This is a genomic window from Novosphingobium sp. BL-A-41-Hi4A-0G, assembly GCF_055521735.1.
Window position 1 is genome coordinate 362,816 of the sequence record NZ_JBVFVU010000002.1, and the last position, 12,530, is coordinate 375,345.

At 65.2% G+C, this 12,530-nt stretch carries 14 protein-coding genes; all 14 read right to left on the reverse strand.

What is annotated here, in order from left to right:
* Nucleotides 1-4: 4 nt before the first annotated feature.
* Genes ACZ1JX_RS19330 through ACZ1JX_RS19395 form a run of 14 tightly spaced genes read right to left on the reverse strand, consistent with a single transcriptional unit; the run spans nucleotide 5 to nucleotide 12,525 of the window.
* Nucleotides 5-1,207, reverse strand: coding sequence for an acetyl-CoA C-acyltransferase (locus ACZ1JX_RS19330; protein ID WP_465126570.1), 1,203 nt, complete (start codon nucleotides 1,205-1,207; stop codon nucleotides 5-7).
* Nucleotides 1,208-1,218: 11 nt separating this feature from the next.
* Nucleotides 1,219-1,596 (reverse strand): steroid Delta-isomerase, encoded by a 378-nt coding sequence (locus ACZ1JX_RS19335; protein WP_465126571.1) that lies wholly within the window; start codon nucleotides 1,594-1,596, stop codon nucleotides 1,219-1,221.
* A gap of 5 nt (nucleotides 1,597-1,601) precedes the next feature.
* A complete protein-coding gene (locus ACZ1JX_RS19340) occupies nucleotides 1,602-2,060 on the reverse strand; it encodes a MaoC family dehydratase (protein ID WP_465126572.1) in 459 nt (152 codons plus the stop codon).
* A 4-nt stretch (nucleotides 2,061-2,064) separates the two neighbouring features.
* A complete protein-coding gene (locus tag ACZ1JX_RS19345; RefSeq protein ID WP_465126573.1) occupies nucleotides 2,065-2,850 on the reverse strand; it encodes an SDR family oxidoreductase in 786 nt (261 codons plus the stop codon).
* On the reverse strand, nucleotides 2,847-4,025 hold the full coding sequence (locus ACZ1JX_RS19350) for an acyl-CoA dehydrogenase family protein (protein ID WP_465126574.1): 1,179 nt from the start codon (nucleotides 4,023-4,025) through the stop codon (nucleotides 2,847-2,849). Before ACZ1JX_RS19350 ends, ACZ1JX_RS19345 begins: the two co-directional genes overlap by 4 nt.
* A complete protein-coding gene (locus ACZ1JX_RS19355) occupies nucleotides 4,022-5,077 on the reverse strand; it encodes an acyl-CoA dehydrogenase family protein (RefSeq protein WP_465126575.1) in 1,056 nt (351 codons plus the stop codon). Before ACZ1JX_RS19355 ends, ACZ1JX_RS19350 begins: the two co-directional genes overlap by 4 nt.
* Nucleotides 5,078-5,099: 22 nt before the next feature.
* Nucleotides 5,100-6,005 carry an SDR family oxidoreductase gene (locus ACZ1JX_RS19360; RefSeq protein WP_465126576.1) on the reverse strand — a complete coding sequence of 302 codons (906 nt, stop codon included), beginning with the start codon at nucleotides 6,003-6,005 and terminating at the stop codon, nucleotides 5,100-5,102.
* Nucleotides 6,006-6,027: 22 nt separating this feature from the next.
* Entirely contained in the window at nucleotides 6,028-6,468 is a 441-nt protein-coding gene (locus tag ACZ1JX_RS19365; protein WP_465126577.1) for a nuclear transport factor 2 family protein, read from the reverse strand.
* Nucleotides 6,469-6,470: 2 nt separating this feature from the next.
* Complete coding sequence (locus tag ACZ1JX_RS19370; RefSeq protein WP_465126578.1) at nucleotides 6,471-7,622, reverse strand: acetyl-CoA C-acetyltransferase; 1,152 nt, start codon at nucleotides 7,620-7,622, stop codon at nucleotides 6,471-6,473.
* Nucleotides 7,615-8,646 carry an acyl-CoA dehydrogenase family protein gene (locus tag ACZ1JX_RS19375; protein ID WP_465126579.1) on the reverse strand — a complete coding sequence of 344 codons (1,032 nt, stop codon included), beginning with the start codon at nucleotides 8,644-8,646 and terminating at the stop codon, nucleotides 7,615-7,617. Before ACZ1JX_RS19375 ends, ACZ1JX_RS19370 begins: the two co-directional genes overlap by 8 nt.
* A gap of 14 nt (nucleotides 8,647-8,660) precedes the next feature.
* On the reverse strand, nucleotides 8,661-9,806 hold the full coding sequence (locus ACZ1JX_RS19380; RefSeq protein WP_465126580.1) for an acyl-CoA dehydrogenase: 1,146 nt from the start codon (nucleotides 9,804-9,806) through the stop codon (nucleotides 8,661-8,663).
* Entirely contained in the window at nucleotides 9,806-10,561 is a 756-nt protein-coding gene (locus tag ACZ1JX_RS19385; RefSeq protein WP_465126581.1) for an enoyl-CoA hydratase family protein, read from the reverse strand. The genes ACZ1JX_RS19380 and ACZ1JX_RS19385 overlap by 1 nt, the downstream gene beginning before the upstream one ends.
* A 3-nt stretch (nucleotides 10,562-10,564) precedes the next feature.
* Nucleotides 10,565-11,632: an NAD(P)H-dependent flavin oxidoreductase gene (locus tag ACZ1JX_RS19390; protein ID WP_465126582.1), complete on the reverse strand. Its 1,068-nt coding sequence runs from the start codon at nucleotides 11,630-11,632 to the stop codon at nucleotides 10,565-10,567.
* The gene (locus tag ACZ1JX_RS19395) at nucleotides 11,632-12,525 is read right to left on the reverse strand and encodes an enoyl-CoA hydratase (protein ID WP_465126583.1); all 894 of its coding nucleotides are present in this window, start codon (nucleotides 12,523-12,525) and stop codon (nucleotides 11,632-11,634) included. Before ACZ1JX_RS19395 ends, ACZ1JX_RS19390 begins: the two co-directional genes overlap by 1 nt.
* Nucleotides 12,526-12,530 lie beyond the last annotated feature (5 nt).

Below are 12,530 nucleotides of genomic sequence, written 5' to 3' on the forward strand. Positions count from 1 at the left end.
CGCGTCAGGCCACTTCGAACAGACCGGCGGCACCCATGCCGCCCGCCACGCACATCGAGACGACGACGTACTTCACACCCCGCCGCTTGCCCTCGATCAGCGCGTGCCCGACAAGGCGCGATCCGGTCATGCCGAAGGGATGCCCGATAGCAATGCCGCCGCCGTTGACGTTGAGCTTGTCGGGATCGATCTCCAGCTTCTTCTGGCAATAGACCGCCTGTGAAGCGAACGCCTCGTTGATCTCGAACAGGCCGATGTCGTCGATCTTGAGGCCCGCCCGGTCGAGCAGCTTGGGGATCGCGAAGACCGGCCCGATGCCCATTTCCTCGGCGCCGCAACCCGCCACCTGGAACCCGCGATAGATGCCCAGAACGGGCCGCCCTTCGGCCTTCGCGGTATCGAGGTCCATCAGCACCTGCGCCGAAGCGCCGTCCGAAAGCTGGCTGGCGTTGCCTGCGGTAACGTGCTTGCCCTCGGCAATCACCTGTCCGTTCTTGAACACCGGCTTGAGCCCCGCCAGCGCTTCGTAAGTCGTGCCTGCACGCACGCCTTCGTCCTTAGCGAGCGTGACCTCTTCCTTTCCGGTCTCGTTGCCTTCCTTGTCGAACAGGGCCTTGGTGACGGTAATCGGCACGATCTCGTCATCGAACTTGCCCGCGGCCTGCGCGGCGGAAGCGCGCTGCTGCGAGATGGCAGCGAACCGATCCTGCTCCTCGCGGGTCACGCCATAGCGTTCGGCCACGATCTCGGCGGTCTCGATCATCGCCATGTAGGCATGCGGGTCCGCCGCCTTGATGAATTCCGAACGGTTGCGGAAGGCAGGCGTGTGCTTGTTGAGCGTCAGCGAGATGCTCTCCATGCCGCCCGCAACGGCCACGTCGATCTCGTTGCACATGATCCCGCGCGCAGCCAGCGCGATGGCATTGAGGCCGGAAGAGCACTTGCGATCCAGCGTGAAACCGCCGGTCGTATCGGGCAGGACCGATCCGTGTACGGTCAGCCGGCCAAGGTTGTAGCTCTGCGTGTTCCAGTGGTTGCCGACGCCGAGGTAGACGTCGTCCACCCGCGCAGGGTCGATGCCTGCCCGTGCGATGGCGGCATTGACCACGTGCGACGACAGGACCGGAGCTTCGGTGTCGTTGAAGGCCCCGCGATAGGCCTTGCCCACGCCGGTGCGGGCGGTCGAAACGATGGCGGCTTCACGCATCTCAAATCCTCTCAGGCAAAACCGTGCATGTTGGTCGGCCCGAAATAGGCCCGCATCTCGACGACCTTGCCGTCGTCATTGAACTTGAACGTATCGATCACGTCGACGTGCATGTCCTTGCCGCCAAGGTTCAGCAGGACCGAGAACGCGAAGGCAGCATAGGGTCCGCACACGCGGATCGGCCCCTCCAGCTTCAGCTTCGCTCCGGTCTGCATCGAGGCAGTGTAGAATTCGAGGATCGCCGCCTGCCCCACCTTGGGCTCGGTCCCGACCGGGTCTTCCACGCTGGCGTCGTCGGAAAAAAGCGCGGCCACGCGCTCGGGAGAACCGGCGTCGAACGCCGCGACATATTCGTGGACGGCGGCTTCCATGGTCTTGGCATCGGTCATCGCACTTACTCCGGAAAATAGCGGCTGATGGTATCGAGCACGCAGGCGGGCTTGTCCTGCCCCTCGATCTCGACGGTCACGCGCACGACCGACTGGATCGCGCCCTTCACTTCCTCGACCGAGACGATTTCCCCCACACCGCGAATGCGGCTGCCGACCTTTACCGGCGACAGGAACCGCAAGCGGTCAGCCCCGACGTTCACCGCATGGGCAAAGCCGCGCACCTCGATAAGCTGCGGCAGGAAGAAGTTGACGAGGCTCATCGTCAGGTAGCCATGCACGATGGTCCCGCCGAACGGCCCGGCCTTGGCGCGCTCGACATCGACGTGGATCCACTGGTGATCGCCGGTCACATCGGCAAAGCCGTTGACGCGCTCCTGATCGACCAGCAGCCAGTCGGTCGGCCCCAGCCTGGTCCCTTCGCTGCCGATCAGGTCGGCGGGCTTGTCGAACACCTTGGCCATTGCCTCAGGCCCTCTGGCTGGAAACCGGGACGATCTCGCCGGTCATGTAGGAGGACAGGTCAGAGGCGAGGAACAGCATGACGTTGGCCACTTCCCACACCTCGGCAGGGCGGCCGTAAGCCTCGGTCTTGACCAGTTGCGCCAGCATTTCCTCGGTAGTCACCTTGGCAAGGAACGGGTGCATCGCAAGGCTGGGCGCGACCGCATTGATGCGCACGCCATGTTCGGCAGCTTCCAGCGCGGAACAGCGGGTGAAGGCCATCACGCCCGCCTTGGCCGCCGCATAATGCGCCTGTCCCTTCTGCGCGCGCCAGCCCAGCACCGAAGCGTTATTGACCATCACGCCCTTCTTCGCCGCATACATCGAGGGCAGGAAGGCGCGTGTCATGCGGAACAGGCTTGTCAACGTGACATCGAGCACGCGGCCCCACTGCTCGTCGGTCATGTCCACGACCGGCACTTCGCCGCCCAACCCTGCATTGTTGATGAGGACGTCGACGGTGCCGAACGCCTCGAGCGATGCATCGCGCAAGTCCTGTACCTGCGCTTCGCTGGTCACGTCGCAGACCTGCGTCAGCGGGCGCTCGCAGCCCACTTCTGCCGCGATGCGGTCCGCCGCCTCGCCCAGGCGGCGTTCGTGGAAATCGCTGATGAGAACGCGCGCGCCCTCTTCGGCGGCACGCTTGGCAACTGCGAAGCCGATGCCGGTCCCGGCGGCGGCGGTGACGACCACCGACTTGCCCTTCAGCATGCCCAAGGGCGTCGGATAAGAAGGAACAGGAACGCTCATGCTTGGCCTCTCGGTTCGCGCGGCAGTCGCAGACCGCGCTCGGCGATCAGGTTGCGCTGGATCTGGTTGGTGCCGCCGTAAATCGTGTCGGCACGGGCATAGAGGAACAGGTTGGGCAGTTGTGGCCACTCGTAGTGCGCGCTTGGCGAGACTTCTCCAGCCTGACCCAGAACCTCCATGCCCAGCTCGCCAATACTGCGCCGCCACGTCGCCCACTGAATCTTGTAGGTCAGCGCCGCGCCGTCGATGGCGGCAAGGTCAGTGCCCGAAAGCATTCGCAGCGCGCCATAGCGCATCAGGCGCAGCCCAATCTCGGCTTGCGCGATCTTCTGCCGCAGGACCGGATCGGAAGCCTTGCCATTGGCCTTGGCCGCATCGATCACCGCGTCGAGCTCGTTGCGGAACTGCATCTGCTGGCCCAGCGTGGAAACCCCGCGCTCGAACGCCAGCAGCGCCATCGCCACTTTCCAGCCCTCGCCTGCTGCGCCCAGCATGGCATCGGCGGCACAGCGTGCGTCGGTGAGAAACGTCTCGTTGAACTCGGCCTCGCCATTGATCTGGCGGATCGGACGCACCTCGATGCCGGGCTGGTCCATGTCCATCAGCAGGAAAGACAGGCCCTTCGGCCCCGCCGACCCTTCTTCGCTGCGCGCCACGACGAAGATCATGTCCGAATAATGCGCAAGGCTGGTCCAGACCTTCTGGCCATTGACCACCCATTCGCCACCATCGATCCGCGCCTTGGTCTTCACATTGGCAAGGTCCGATCCGGCATTGGGCTCCGAATAGCCCTGGCACCAGATCTGCCGCCCCGCCGCGATCTCGGGCAGATACTTCGCCTTCTGCTCCTCGGACCCGAAGGCAAGGATCGTCGGCCCGGCCAGCTCCACGCCGATGTGGTTGATCCGATTGGGAGCACCCGCACGCGCGTATTCCTCGGCGAAGATCACCTGCTGTGCGATGGTCGCGTCCTTGCCGCCCCAAGCGCGAGGCCAACCGATGCAGCCCCAGCCCGCCTCGCCGAGCCGCTGCTCCCATTCCTTGCGACGCGGGATCGCATCGCACAGGTTGGTGATGCCGCGAATGTCAGCGAAATCCCCTGCCATTTCCGCCTGCAACCAAGCCGCGCACTCGGCGCGGAAGGCTTCTTCTTCAGGCGAGAAGCCAAGCTTCATGCAGCCGCTCCCAGAACTGCCGAGGCAACCTGCTCACGGTGCCACTGCCCATCGCCCAACAGCGTCTGGATCGAGCGAGCGCGCTTGAAGAACAGGTGCGCGTCATGCTCCCAGGTGAAGCCGATCCCGCCATGCAGCTGGATCATGTTGCCCGCGCACATGAAGTAGGTGTCCGCGCAGAACGCCTTGGCCGAATGCAGCGCCACCTGCGCCTCGTCCGATCCTTCATCCACCGCACAGGCCGCCCAATAGACCGCCGAACGCGCCTGTTCGATCTCGATCATCATGTCGGCAAGGCGATGCTTGTAGGCCTGGAACGATCCGATCTGCCGCCCGAACTGCACACGTTCCTTGGAATAGGCCACGGTCCGATCCAGCGTTGCCTGCGCCCCGCCCAGAGCTTCGGCGGAAAGGCAGATCCACCCGGCCGCCAGCGCGCCCGCAATCGCGGCATCGCCATCGGCCAACTGCTCGCCCTGCGCGCCGTCGAGTGTCGCGGTGGCAAACGGACGTGTCTGGTCCATCGTGACATGCGCCTGCACGCTCACGCCCGCCCCCTTGAGGTCGACGATCCACGCCTCGCTGCCCGAATGCACCAGCAACAGGTCAGCCGAAGCGCCATGCGGCAGGAACGGGAAGGTGCCCGAGATACGGCCATCCTTCACGCTCAGCTGCGGCGCCCACGCCGCCGTCGCGATCAACTCGCCTGCCGCCAGACGCGGCAACCACTCGGCCTTCTGCGCCTCGGACCCACCGCGCGCGATGGCCTGCCCGATCATCACATGACCCAGCAACGGCAGTGCCGCAACCTGTGCGCCTGCCGCCTCGGCCACCTGTGCCATCTCGACCATGCCGAGCCCAGCGCCGCCATGCTCGTCAGGCAGGCCGATCCCGGCAAGGCCGAGTTCCGTCGCGAATGAAGTCCAAAGCTCCCGGTCGATCCCGTCCGCCGCCATGGCCTTTCGCGTGCGCTCGCTCGTCGCGTTTTCAGCGAAGAAGCCGCGCACGGTCTCGGCGATCATCGCCTGTTCGTCGGTGAAGGCAAATTCCATCGTCTCTACTCCGTCCGGGCTCTCAGGCCGTGCCCCATACCTTGCGCGGCGGCACGCGCGCCTCGATCAGCTTCGCCACCGCATCGCCCACTTCGGCAGGCTCCCACTTCGCGCCCTTGTCCACCACCGGACCCTCGCGCCAGCCATCCTCGAGCATGATCTTGCCGCCTTCGAGTTCGAAGACGCACCCCGTCACGTCGCGGCTCGCGCTGCTGCCCAGCCACACCACCGTGGGAGCAACATTGGCAGGGTCCATCACGTCGAACGCCTGGCCTTCGGTTGCCATCTTCTCGGCAAAGGCCTGTTCGGTCATCCGCGTGCGGGCCGACGGGGCGAGCGCATTGGCGGTGATCCCATACCGGCCAAGCTCGGCCGCCTGCACCAGCGTCAGCGAGGCAATGCCGCCCTTCGCAGTGGAGTATGCAGCCTGTGCGATCGAACCCTGCAGCCCCGCACCGCTCGAGGTGTTGATAATCCGCGCATCGGGATCGCGCCCGTCCTTCTGCTTGGCCCGCCAGTAGTTCACCGCATGGCGCGCAAGGCAGAAGTGGCCGCGCAGATGAACGTGCATCGTCGCATCCCACTCTTCCAGCGTGGCCGAAACGAACATGCGGTCGCGCACGATGCCGGCGTTGTTCACTACTACGTGCAGATCACCGAACGCATCGAGCGCGGTCTGCACGATGCGGCCTGCAGCATCCCAGTCGGTGATATCCTCATAGTTGGCCACGGCCTTGCCGCCCGCCGCCACGATCTCGGCCACCACGCCATCGGCGGCGCTGGTATCGCGGCCCTCGCCGCCAAGCGACGTGCCGATATCGTTGACCACCACGTTCGCGCCTTCAGCAGCAAATGCCAGCGCATAGGCCCGGCCCAACCCGCGTGCGGCTCCGGTAATGATGACGGTGCGGTTCTCGCAAATGCCCAAGGCAATTCTCCCGTAAGGTTCTTCAGCCGACCGGCAGCAGCAGGTGCTGCGAGAGGTCGCCGATGTAATCGAGCATCGAATAGTCGCGCGTGGCGAAGCGCCAGGTGCTTCCCACGCGTTCGAACGTGTCGTGATAGCGCCCCGAAGCGATCGCCTGCAGCGGCAGCTCCGGCGCCTGCTGGAACACGGTATAGACCGAGCGGCAGCTCGCCGTTCCCGCCGCTTCGTCGATTTCGAGGATCGGATTGGTGATGACGTGCCGCGTGCGCGGCGTGCCGCAAGGGTGAATGCGCACGAACGCACGCCACTGCTCCAGCATCGCTGCACTGCCTTCCACCACGCGCCCCCCGCCAAGAGTGACGCGCGCATGGCTGAACATCGCCGCGACCTCCTCGAGCTGGCCTGCGTCCATCAGTTCCGCATAGCGGTAGAGCAGGTTGGTGATGGCGGTGGCGGCGTGCATCGTCAGAGCCGCTCGATGATCGTGACGTTGGCCTGGCCACCACCTTCGCACATCGTCTGCAGGCCATAGCGGCCGCCAGTGCGCTCCAGCGCGTTGAGCAGCGTCGTCATCAACCGCGCGCCCGAGGCGCCCAGCGGATGGCCCAGCGCAATCGCACCGCCGTGGATGTTCACCTTGTCATGCGGGATGCCCAGTTCCTGCATCCACGCCATCGGAACAGAGGCGAATGCCTCGTTGCATTCGAACAGGTCGATGTCGTCAACCGTCATCCCCGCCTTGGCGAGCGCATATTGCGTCGCCGGGATCGGCGCGGTCAACATCCACACGGGATCATCGGCGCGAACCGAAATGTGGTGGATGCGGGCGCGGGGCTTCAGGCAATGTTCCTTCACAGCGCGTTCGCTGGCCACCAGCAGGGCTGCAGCGCTGTCGCAGTTCTGGCTGGCCACGCCTGCGGTGATGACCCCGCCTTCCTGCACGGTCCGCAAGGCGGCAAGGCCTTCCAGCGTGGTGCCGGGGCGGATGGTCTCGTCATGGGCAAGATCGCCCAGCGGTGCGATTTCGTTCGCAAACCAGCCTGCGTCGGTGGCGGCCTGAGCGCGCTGGTGGCTGGCGACGGCAAACTCTTCCATGGCGGCGCGGGTGATGCCCCACTTGGCGGCAATCATCTCGGCTGAATTGATCTGGTTGAGCAGCCCATCGCCATAGCGTTCGCGCCAACCGGCCGAGCCGGTGAACGGATCGCCAAAGCCATAGGCCTCTCCGGCATACATCGCGGCGGAAATGGGAATGGCATTCATGGCCTGACTGCCACCTGCCACCACCAGATCCTGCGTCCCGCTCATCACGCCTTGCGCGGCAAAGTGCAGCGCTTGCTGGGAGGAACCGCACTGCCGGTCAATCGTGGTGCCCGGCACATGCTGTGGCAGGCCCGCCACCAGCCACGCGGTGCGGCCGATATCGCCCGCCTGTGGCCCGATGGTATCGCAGCAGCCCCACACCACATCGTCCACCAGATTGGCATCAATCCCGGTCCGGGTGATCAACGCCTTGATGGGATGCGCGGCAAGGTCGGCCGGGTGGATATGGGCAAGGCTGCCCTTCTTGCGCCCGACAGGCGCGCGCACGGCATCGACGATATAGGCTTCAGGCATGTTCGGTCTCGCGTGCAAAGGTCTGGTCGGCGCCAAGCGGCTGGGTGAAGATGCGCGTGGCGATGCGGCTGCGATGGAACGCGGGCGTGCCCCACGCCGCCTTCAGCGCCAGCGCGCGCTTGAGGAAAAGGTGGACGTCCACTTCCCACGAATACCCCATCGCGCCATGCACCTGGATCGAAGCCCGCGCGGCCTTCTCGGCCGCTTCAAGCGCCACGATCTTGGCCTCGGACACCCGCGCCCGCGAATGGACATCGCAATGTCCAATCTCCGCCGCAGCGGCCAGCACCACCGGCCGCGCAAATTCGATGGCGGTCTGCGCGCTGGCAAGGTGATGCTTGACCGCCTGGTACGATCCGATCGGCTTGCCGAACTGCATGCGGTCCTTGGCATAGGCAACCGCCAGATCGACCGCCCGCTGCCCCAGCCCCAACCCTTGCGCCGCCGCAAACAGTGAAGCGCGGTCAAGCGCCAGCGTCCAGTCGGCGGCGCCAAGGTCTTCGGCCTTGCTTTCGTCCCATTCGATGCGGAACAGGCGGCGGAAGGGATCAATGGTTTCGGCAGGCGTCAGCTTCACCTGATCCGGCTTGGCGAGGAAAGCCCGCCCATCCTTCTCGATCAGGATCGCCGCAGCAATATCGGCATTGGCGACGACCGGATTGATCGCCGGAGCCACTGCGATGATCGCCACAGGATCTGCCAGCGCAGGATGATCCGGGGCAAGGCTCGCCAGCAGCGGTGCGCCAATGCCGGCGCTCTCGGCCAGCGGTTCGGGCAGCGCGACATAGCCTGCCTCGATGGCGATCAGGGCGAGGTCCAGCTCGGTCAGCCCCATGCCGCCCGCCGCTTCGGGCAGGAGCAGCAGGCTAAAGCCGTTCTCGACGATCTGCGCCCAGCGCGCGGCGTCGAACGCCACGCCCTGTTCCATCATCTTGTGCCAGTGATCCGGCGTGCAGGTATCGCCCAGCAGCGTGCGCGCCGTCTCGGCAAACATCAGCTGTTCGTCGTTGAGGGTGAAGTCCATGTGCCCGTCCCTCCTCAGCGCGGCAGGCCGAGCATGCGCTCGGCAATGATGTTGCGCTGGATCTCGTTCGACCCGGCATAGATCGGCCCGGCTAGCGAGAAGATGTAGTCGTCGAGCCACTCGTGCTCCCCAGTGGGCGGCAGCAGCTCTGCCTCCGCGCCCAGGATCGCCAGCGCTGTTTCGTGGAGGTGGATGTCCATCTCCGACCAGAAGATCTTGTTGGTCGAAGCCTCCGGCCCGATCTTCGCACCCGCCATCAGCCGCGATGCGGTCTGGTAGATGTTGAGCGCATAGGCCTCGGCATTCATGTGCGCGCGCACCACATCGGCCTCGAGCGCCGGATCGCAGCTGTCCTTGCGGCTCTGCCACAGAGCGGCAAGAGCGGCGGCGGCTTCCTGGAACCGCGCCGGGCTGCGCAGCATCAGACCGCGCTCGAACCCTGCCGTCGCCATGCAGATGTGCCAGCCCTGCCCCTCGTCGCCCAACCGGTTGAAGGCAGGCACGCGCACGTTGTCGAGGAAGATCTCGGCAAAGCCGACATGGCCATTGATCTTGCGGATCGGATTGCGGGTGACGCCTTCCTGGTCGAGCCGGAAGAAGATCAGGCTCATGCCCTTGTGGCGTTCGCTGCCCGGTTCACGGAACAGGCCGAAGGCCCAGTCGGCAAAGGCGGCGCGGCTCGACCAGATCTTGTGGCCGTTGAGCACGTATTCGTCGCCCTCAAGCACGGCAGTGGCACGCACCCCGGCAAGGTCCGATCCCGCCTGCGGTTCGGACCATGCCTGCGCCCAGATTTCCTCGCCGCTTGCCATCGGTGGCAGGAAGCGCTGCTTCTGTTCGTGCGTGCCGAATTCCATCAGCGTCGGGCCGAGCAGGAAGATGCCGTTCTGGTTGACGCGGCCCGGCGCGCCGGCACGATAGTACTCTTCCTCGAAGATCAGCCACTGGATCAGGTCGAGCCCGCGCCCGCCATATTCCTTGGGCCATGTCACCATGCCCCAGTCGCCGCTCTTGAGCGTCGCTTCCCACTGGCGATGCGCTTCGAAGCCCTCACGCGTCGCGTCGTAATGTTCGAGCGGCGCCTTGGGCACATGCGCTTCCAGCCATGCGCGAACTTCTGCGCGGAAAGCCTGCTGTTCGGGAGTGTACGTCAGGTTCATCAGAACTTCGCCGCCTTGCCGGTTTCGACAAAGGCATCGCGCGCCTTCTGGCTGTCTTCGTGCATGTACATTTCCAGCGTGAAGCCCTGCTCCCAGCGGTAGCCGCGATCGACGTCGCGCGGTTCAAGGCCGTTTAGCGCTTCCTTGGCGATGACCAGCGCCTTGCGGCTCTTGGACGCGATCACGGCGCAGAACGATCGCGCTTCCTCGACCAGCGTGTCTCGCGGCACGACCTTTTCCACCGCGCCAAGCCGGTACGCTTCTGCCGCCGGAATGTTGCCACCGGTAAAGAACGCCGCACGCACCTTGTGCAGCGGCAGCATGCGCGAAAGATGGCTGGCCCCGCCCATCGCGCCGCGATCGACTTCCGGCAGCGAGAAGAACGCGTCGTCCGCCGCAATGATCGTGTCGCTCGCCCCGCAGATGCCGATGCCTCCGCCGATCACGAACTTGTGCGCAGCCACTACCACCGGCACTTCGGCGTCACGGATCGCCTTGAAGGTCAGATAGTTGCCGCGATTGAGCACGGTGATGCGCTCGGGATGCGCCTGCATCTCCTTGATGTCGACCCCGCCGCAGAAGCCGCGTGACGTCTCTGCCGCACGGATCAGCACGACGTTGACCTCAGGATTGCTCGCCGCGGCCGTGATGATCGCCGGGAGCGACATCCAGGTCTCGCTGTCGAAGGCATTGACCGGGGGCACGTCGAAGACAATCTCGGCTATCCGGTCACGGATTTCGGTGGTAATGGGCATGGGTCAGTTCCCGTTACAGAGCGCGGAAATGCGCGCGCGCGCTTCGGTTTCGATCTCGTTCATCAGGTCGGCGCACGTCGGCAGGTCTTTCAGCCGCCCGGCCACGACGCCGGTCGCCATAAGCCCGTTCTCGGCATCGCCCGACACCACGGCGCGCATGATCATCATCGGTGCAGCCGCCGCCATGATGGCCTGTGCCAGAGGCATCTCGCCATGCGCGGTCATGGCGCGGGCAGTTGAAATCACCTGCCCCCAGCTCATGCCGTTCTGGCGCTTCATCTCAAGCCCCGCTTCCATCGCGCGAGCCCACATCGCCAGCTTGCCCGATCCTTCGATCCGCCGCAGCAAGGGGTTCAGGATCATGCGCTGCGGAATGCCATCGACCTTGGTCGAGACCGCAATATCGCCGGTCCCAGCCTTGACATAGGCTGCCTTCGGACCTTGCGGCACCGGGCTTTCCGCCGTCATCAGGAACCGCGTGCCCATGGCAATGCCAACCGCGCCATAGGCAAGCGCCGCCGCCAGCCCGCGCCCGTCGCCAAAGCCACCAGCGGCCACCACCGGTACGCCAACGGCATCCAGCACTTGCGGCAAAAGCACTGTCGTCGGCACCGCGCCGGTATGCCCGCCACCCTCGCCGCCCTGCACGGTCACCATCTCGCAGCCGAGCTGGACCATCTTCTCGGCATGCTTCACCGCGCCCACGGTGGGGATGCACAGGATGTCGGCATCGCGGAACGCGCCGATCATCTTCGCATCCGGCCCGCGCCCGAAGCTCACCGCACGCACCCGATCCTTGTTGGCAAGGATCAGCTGGACGATCTCGGCGGCGCCGGGCTGGAAGCTGTGGAAGTTCACCCCGAAATTGTGCGGCGTCAGGTCTCGCAACCGGGCGATTTCCTCGGCGGCTTCCTTGGGCGTCATCACCGCCGCTGCCAGAAACCCGAAGGCCCCGGCGTTGCTCGATGCCGCAACCAGCTCCGGCTTGGCGACCCAGCCCATTGCGGTCTGGATCACCGGCAGCCGGCAGCCAAGCCGCTCGGTCAGGACAGTGGCAAGCGGATCGGCCATCAGGACTTGTCGGCCTTGTTCGCCGCCGCCGCCGATTTGCCGCTCACCCCGGCAATCGAATTGCCGGTGACGAGATCGTTCTGCGCATGGGCGAAGTGATGCATGTGATAGACCGCATCCATCGCCGCACGCTTGCCGCGCAATTCTTCCACGTGGTTAACGGACTGCTTGGTCAGCCAGTTGCCCAGCCGCCCCTGCTTGGCGAGCTTGTTCGCCCACGCCGCAGTCGCCTCGCGCAGTTCCTCGCGCGGGACCACCTTGTTGACCATGCCAAAGCTGTAGGCCCGCGCTGCCGGCATGCGCTCGCCCAGCAGCAGGAATTCCTTGGCCACACGGGGCGGCAGTTCATAGGCATGGGCGAAGTATTCAACACCCGGAATGCCCATCAGCGGGTTCACCGGGTCCTGAAAAAACGCATCTTCCGAAGCCACGATGAGGTCGCACACCCAGGCCAGCATCAGCCCGCCCGCAACGCAGGCGCCCTGCACCATGGCGATGGTCGGCTTGGAAATGTCGCGCCAGCGGCGGCACATGCCGAGGTACTGTTCCTGCTCGCGGGTATAGAGCAATTCGGCGCCCGGCTTGTTGGTGTGCGGCGGGAACATCAGCCGCTTGTCGAACTCGTGGTGCAAGTCGCGCCCCGGCGTGCCGATGTCGTGCCCTGCCGAGAAGTGCTTGCCCTCGCCCGCCAGCACGATCGCGCGGACATTGTCGTCCTGCACCGCGCGGTTGAATGCATCGTCGAGCGCGTAAGTCATCTGCCCGTTCTGGGCATTGTTGAACTGCGGCCGGTTCATCGTGATCCAGGCCACGGCGTCGATCACCTCGTAACGGACGGGCTCTTCCGTCTCGTAGACGATGTCGACTTTCTTCGGCTCGACGAGGTCGGTCATGCTGT

Coding starts and splice junctions, on each gene's coding strand:
- ACZ1JX_RS19390 (WP_465126582.1), bottom strand. CDS start 11,632: ATGGCCGATCCGCTTGCCACTGTCCTGACCGAGCGGCTTGGCTGCCGG.
- ACZ1JX_RS19385 (WP_465126581.1), bottom strand. CDS start 10,561: ATGCCCATTACCACCGAAATCCGTGACCGGATAGCCGAGATTGTCTTC.
- ACZ1JX_RS19340 (WP_465126572.1), bottom strand. CDS start 2,060: ATGGCCAAGGTGTTCGACAAGCCCGCCGACCTGATCGGCAGCGAAGGG.
- ACZ1JX_RS19370 (WP_465126578.1), bottom strand. CDS start 7,622: ATGCCTGAAGCCTATATCGTCGATGCCGTGCGCGCGCCTGTCGGGCGC.
- ACZ1JX_RS19380 (WP_465126580.1), bottom strand. CDS start 9,806: ATGAACCTGACGTACACTCCCGAACAGCAGGCTTTCCGCGCAGAAGTT.
- ACZ1JX_RS19375 (WP_465126579.1), bottom strand. CDS start 8,646: ATGGACTTCACCCTCAACGACGAACAGCTGATGTTTGCCGAGACGGCG.
- ACZ1JX_RS19395 (WP_465126583.1), bottom strand. CDS start 12,525: ATGACCGACCTCGTCGAGCCGAAGAAAGTCGACATCGTCTACGAGACG.
- ACZ1JX_RS19355 (WP_465126575.1), bottom strand. CDS start 5,077: ATGGAATTTGCCTTCACCGACGAACAGGCGATGATCGCCGAGACCGTG.
- ACZ1JX_RS19335 (WP_465126571.1), bottom strand. CDS start 1,596: ATGACCGATGCCAAGACCATGGAAGCCGCCGTCCACGAATATGTCGCG.
- ACZ1JX_RS19365 (WP_465126577.1), bottom strand. CDS start 6,468: ATGCACGCCGCCACCGCCATCACCAACCTGCTCTACCGCTATGCGGAA.
- ACZ1JX_RS19345 (WP_465126573.1), bottom strand. CDS start 2,850: ATGAGCGTTCCTGTTCCTTCTTATCCGACGCCCTTGGGCATGCTGAAG.
- ACZ1JX_RS19330 (WP_465126570.1), bottom strand. CDS start 1,207: ATGCGTGAAGCCGCCATCGTTTCGACCGCCCGCACCGGCGTGGGCAAG.
- ACZ1JX_RS19350 (WP_465126574.1), bottom strand. CDS start 4,025: ATGAAGCTTGGCTTCTCGCCTGAAGAAGAAGCCTTCCGCGCCGAGTGC.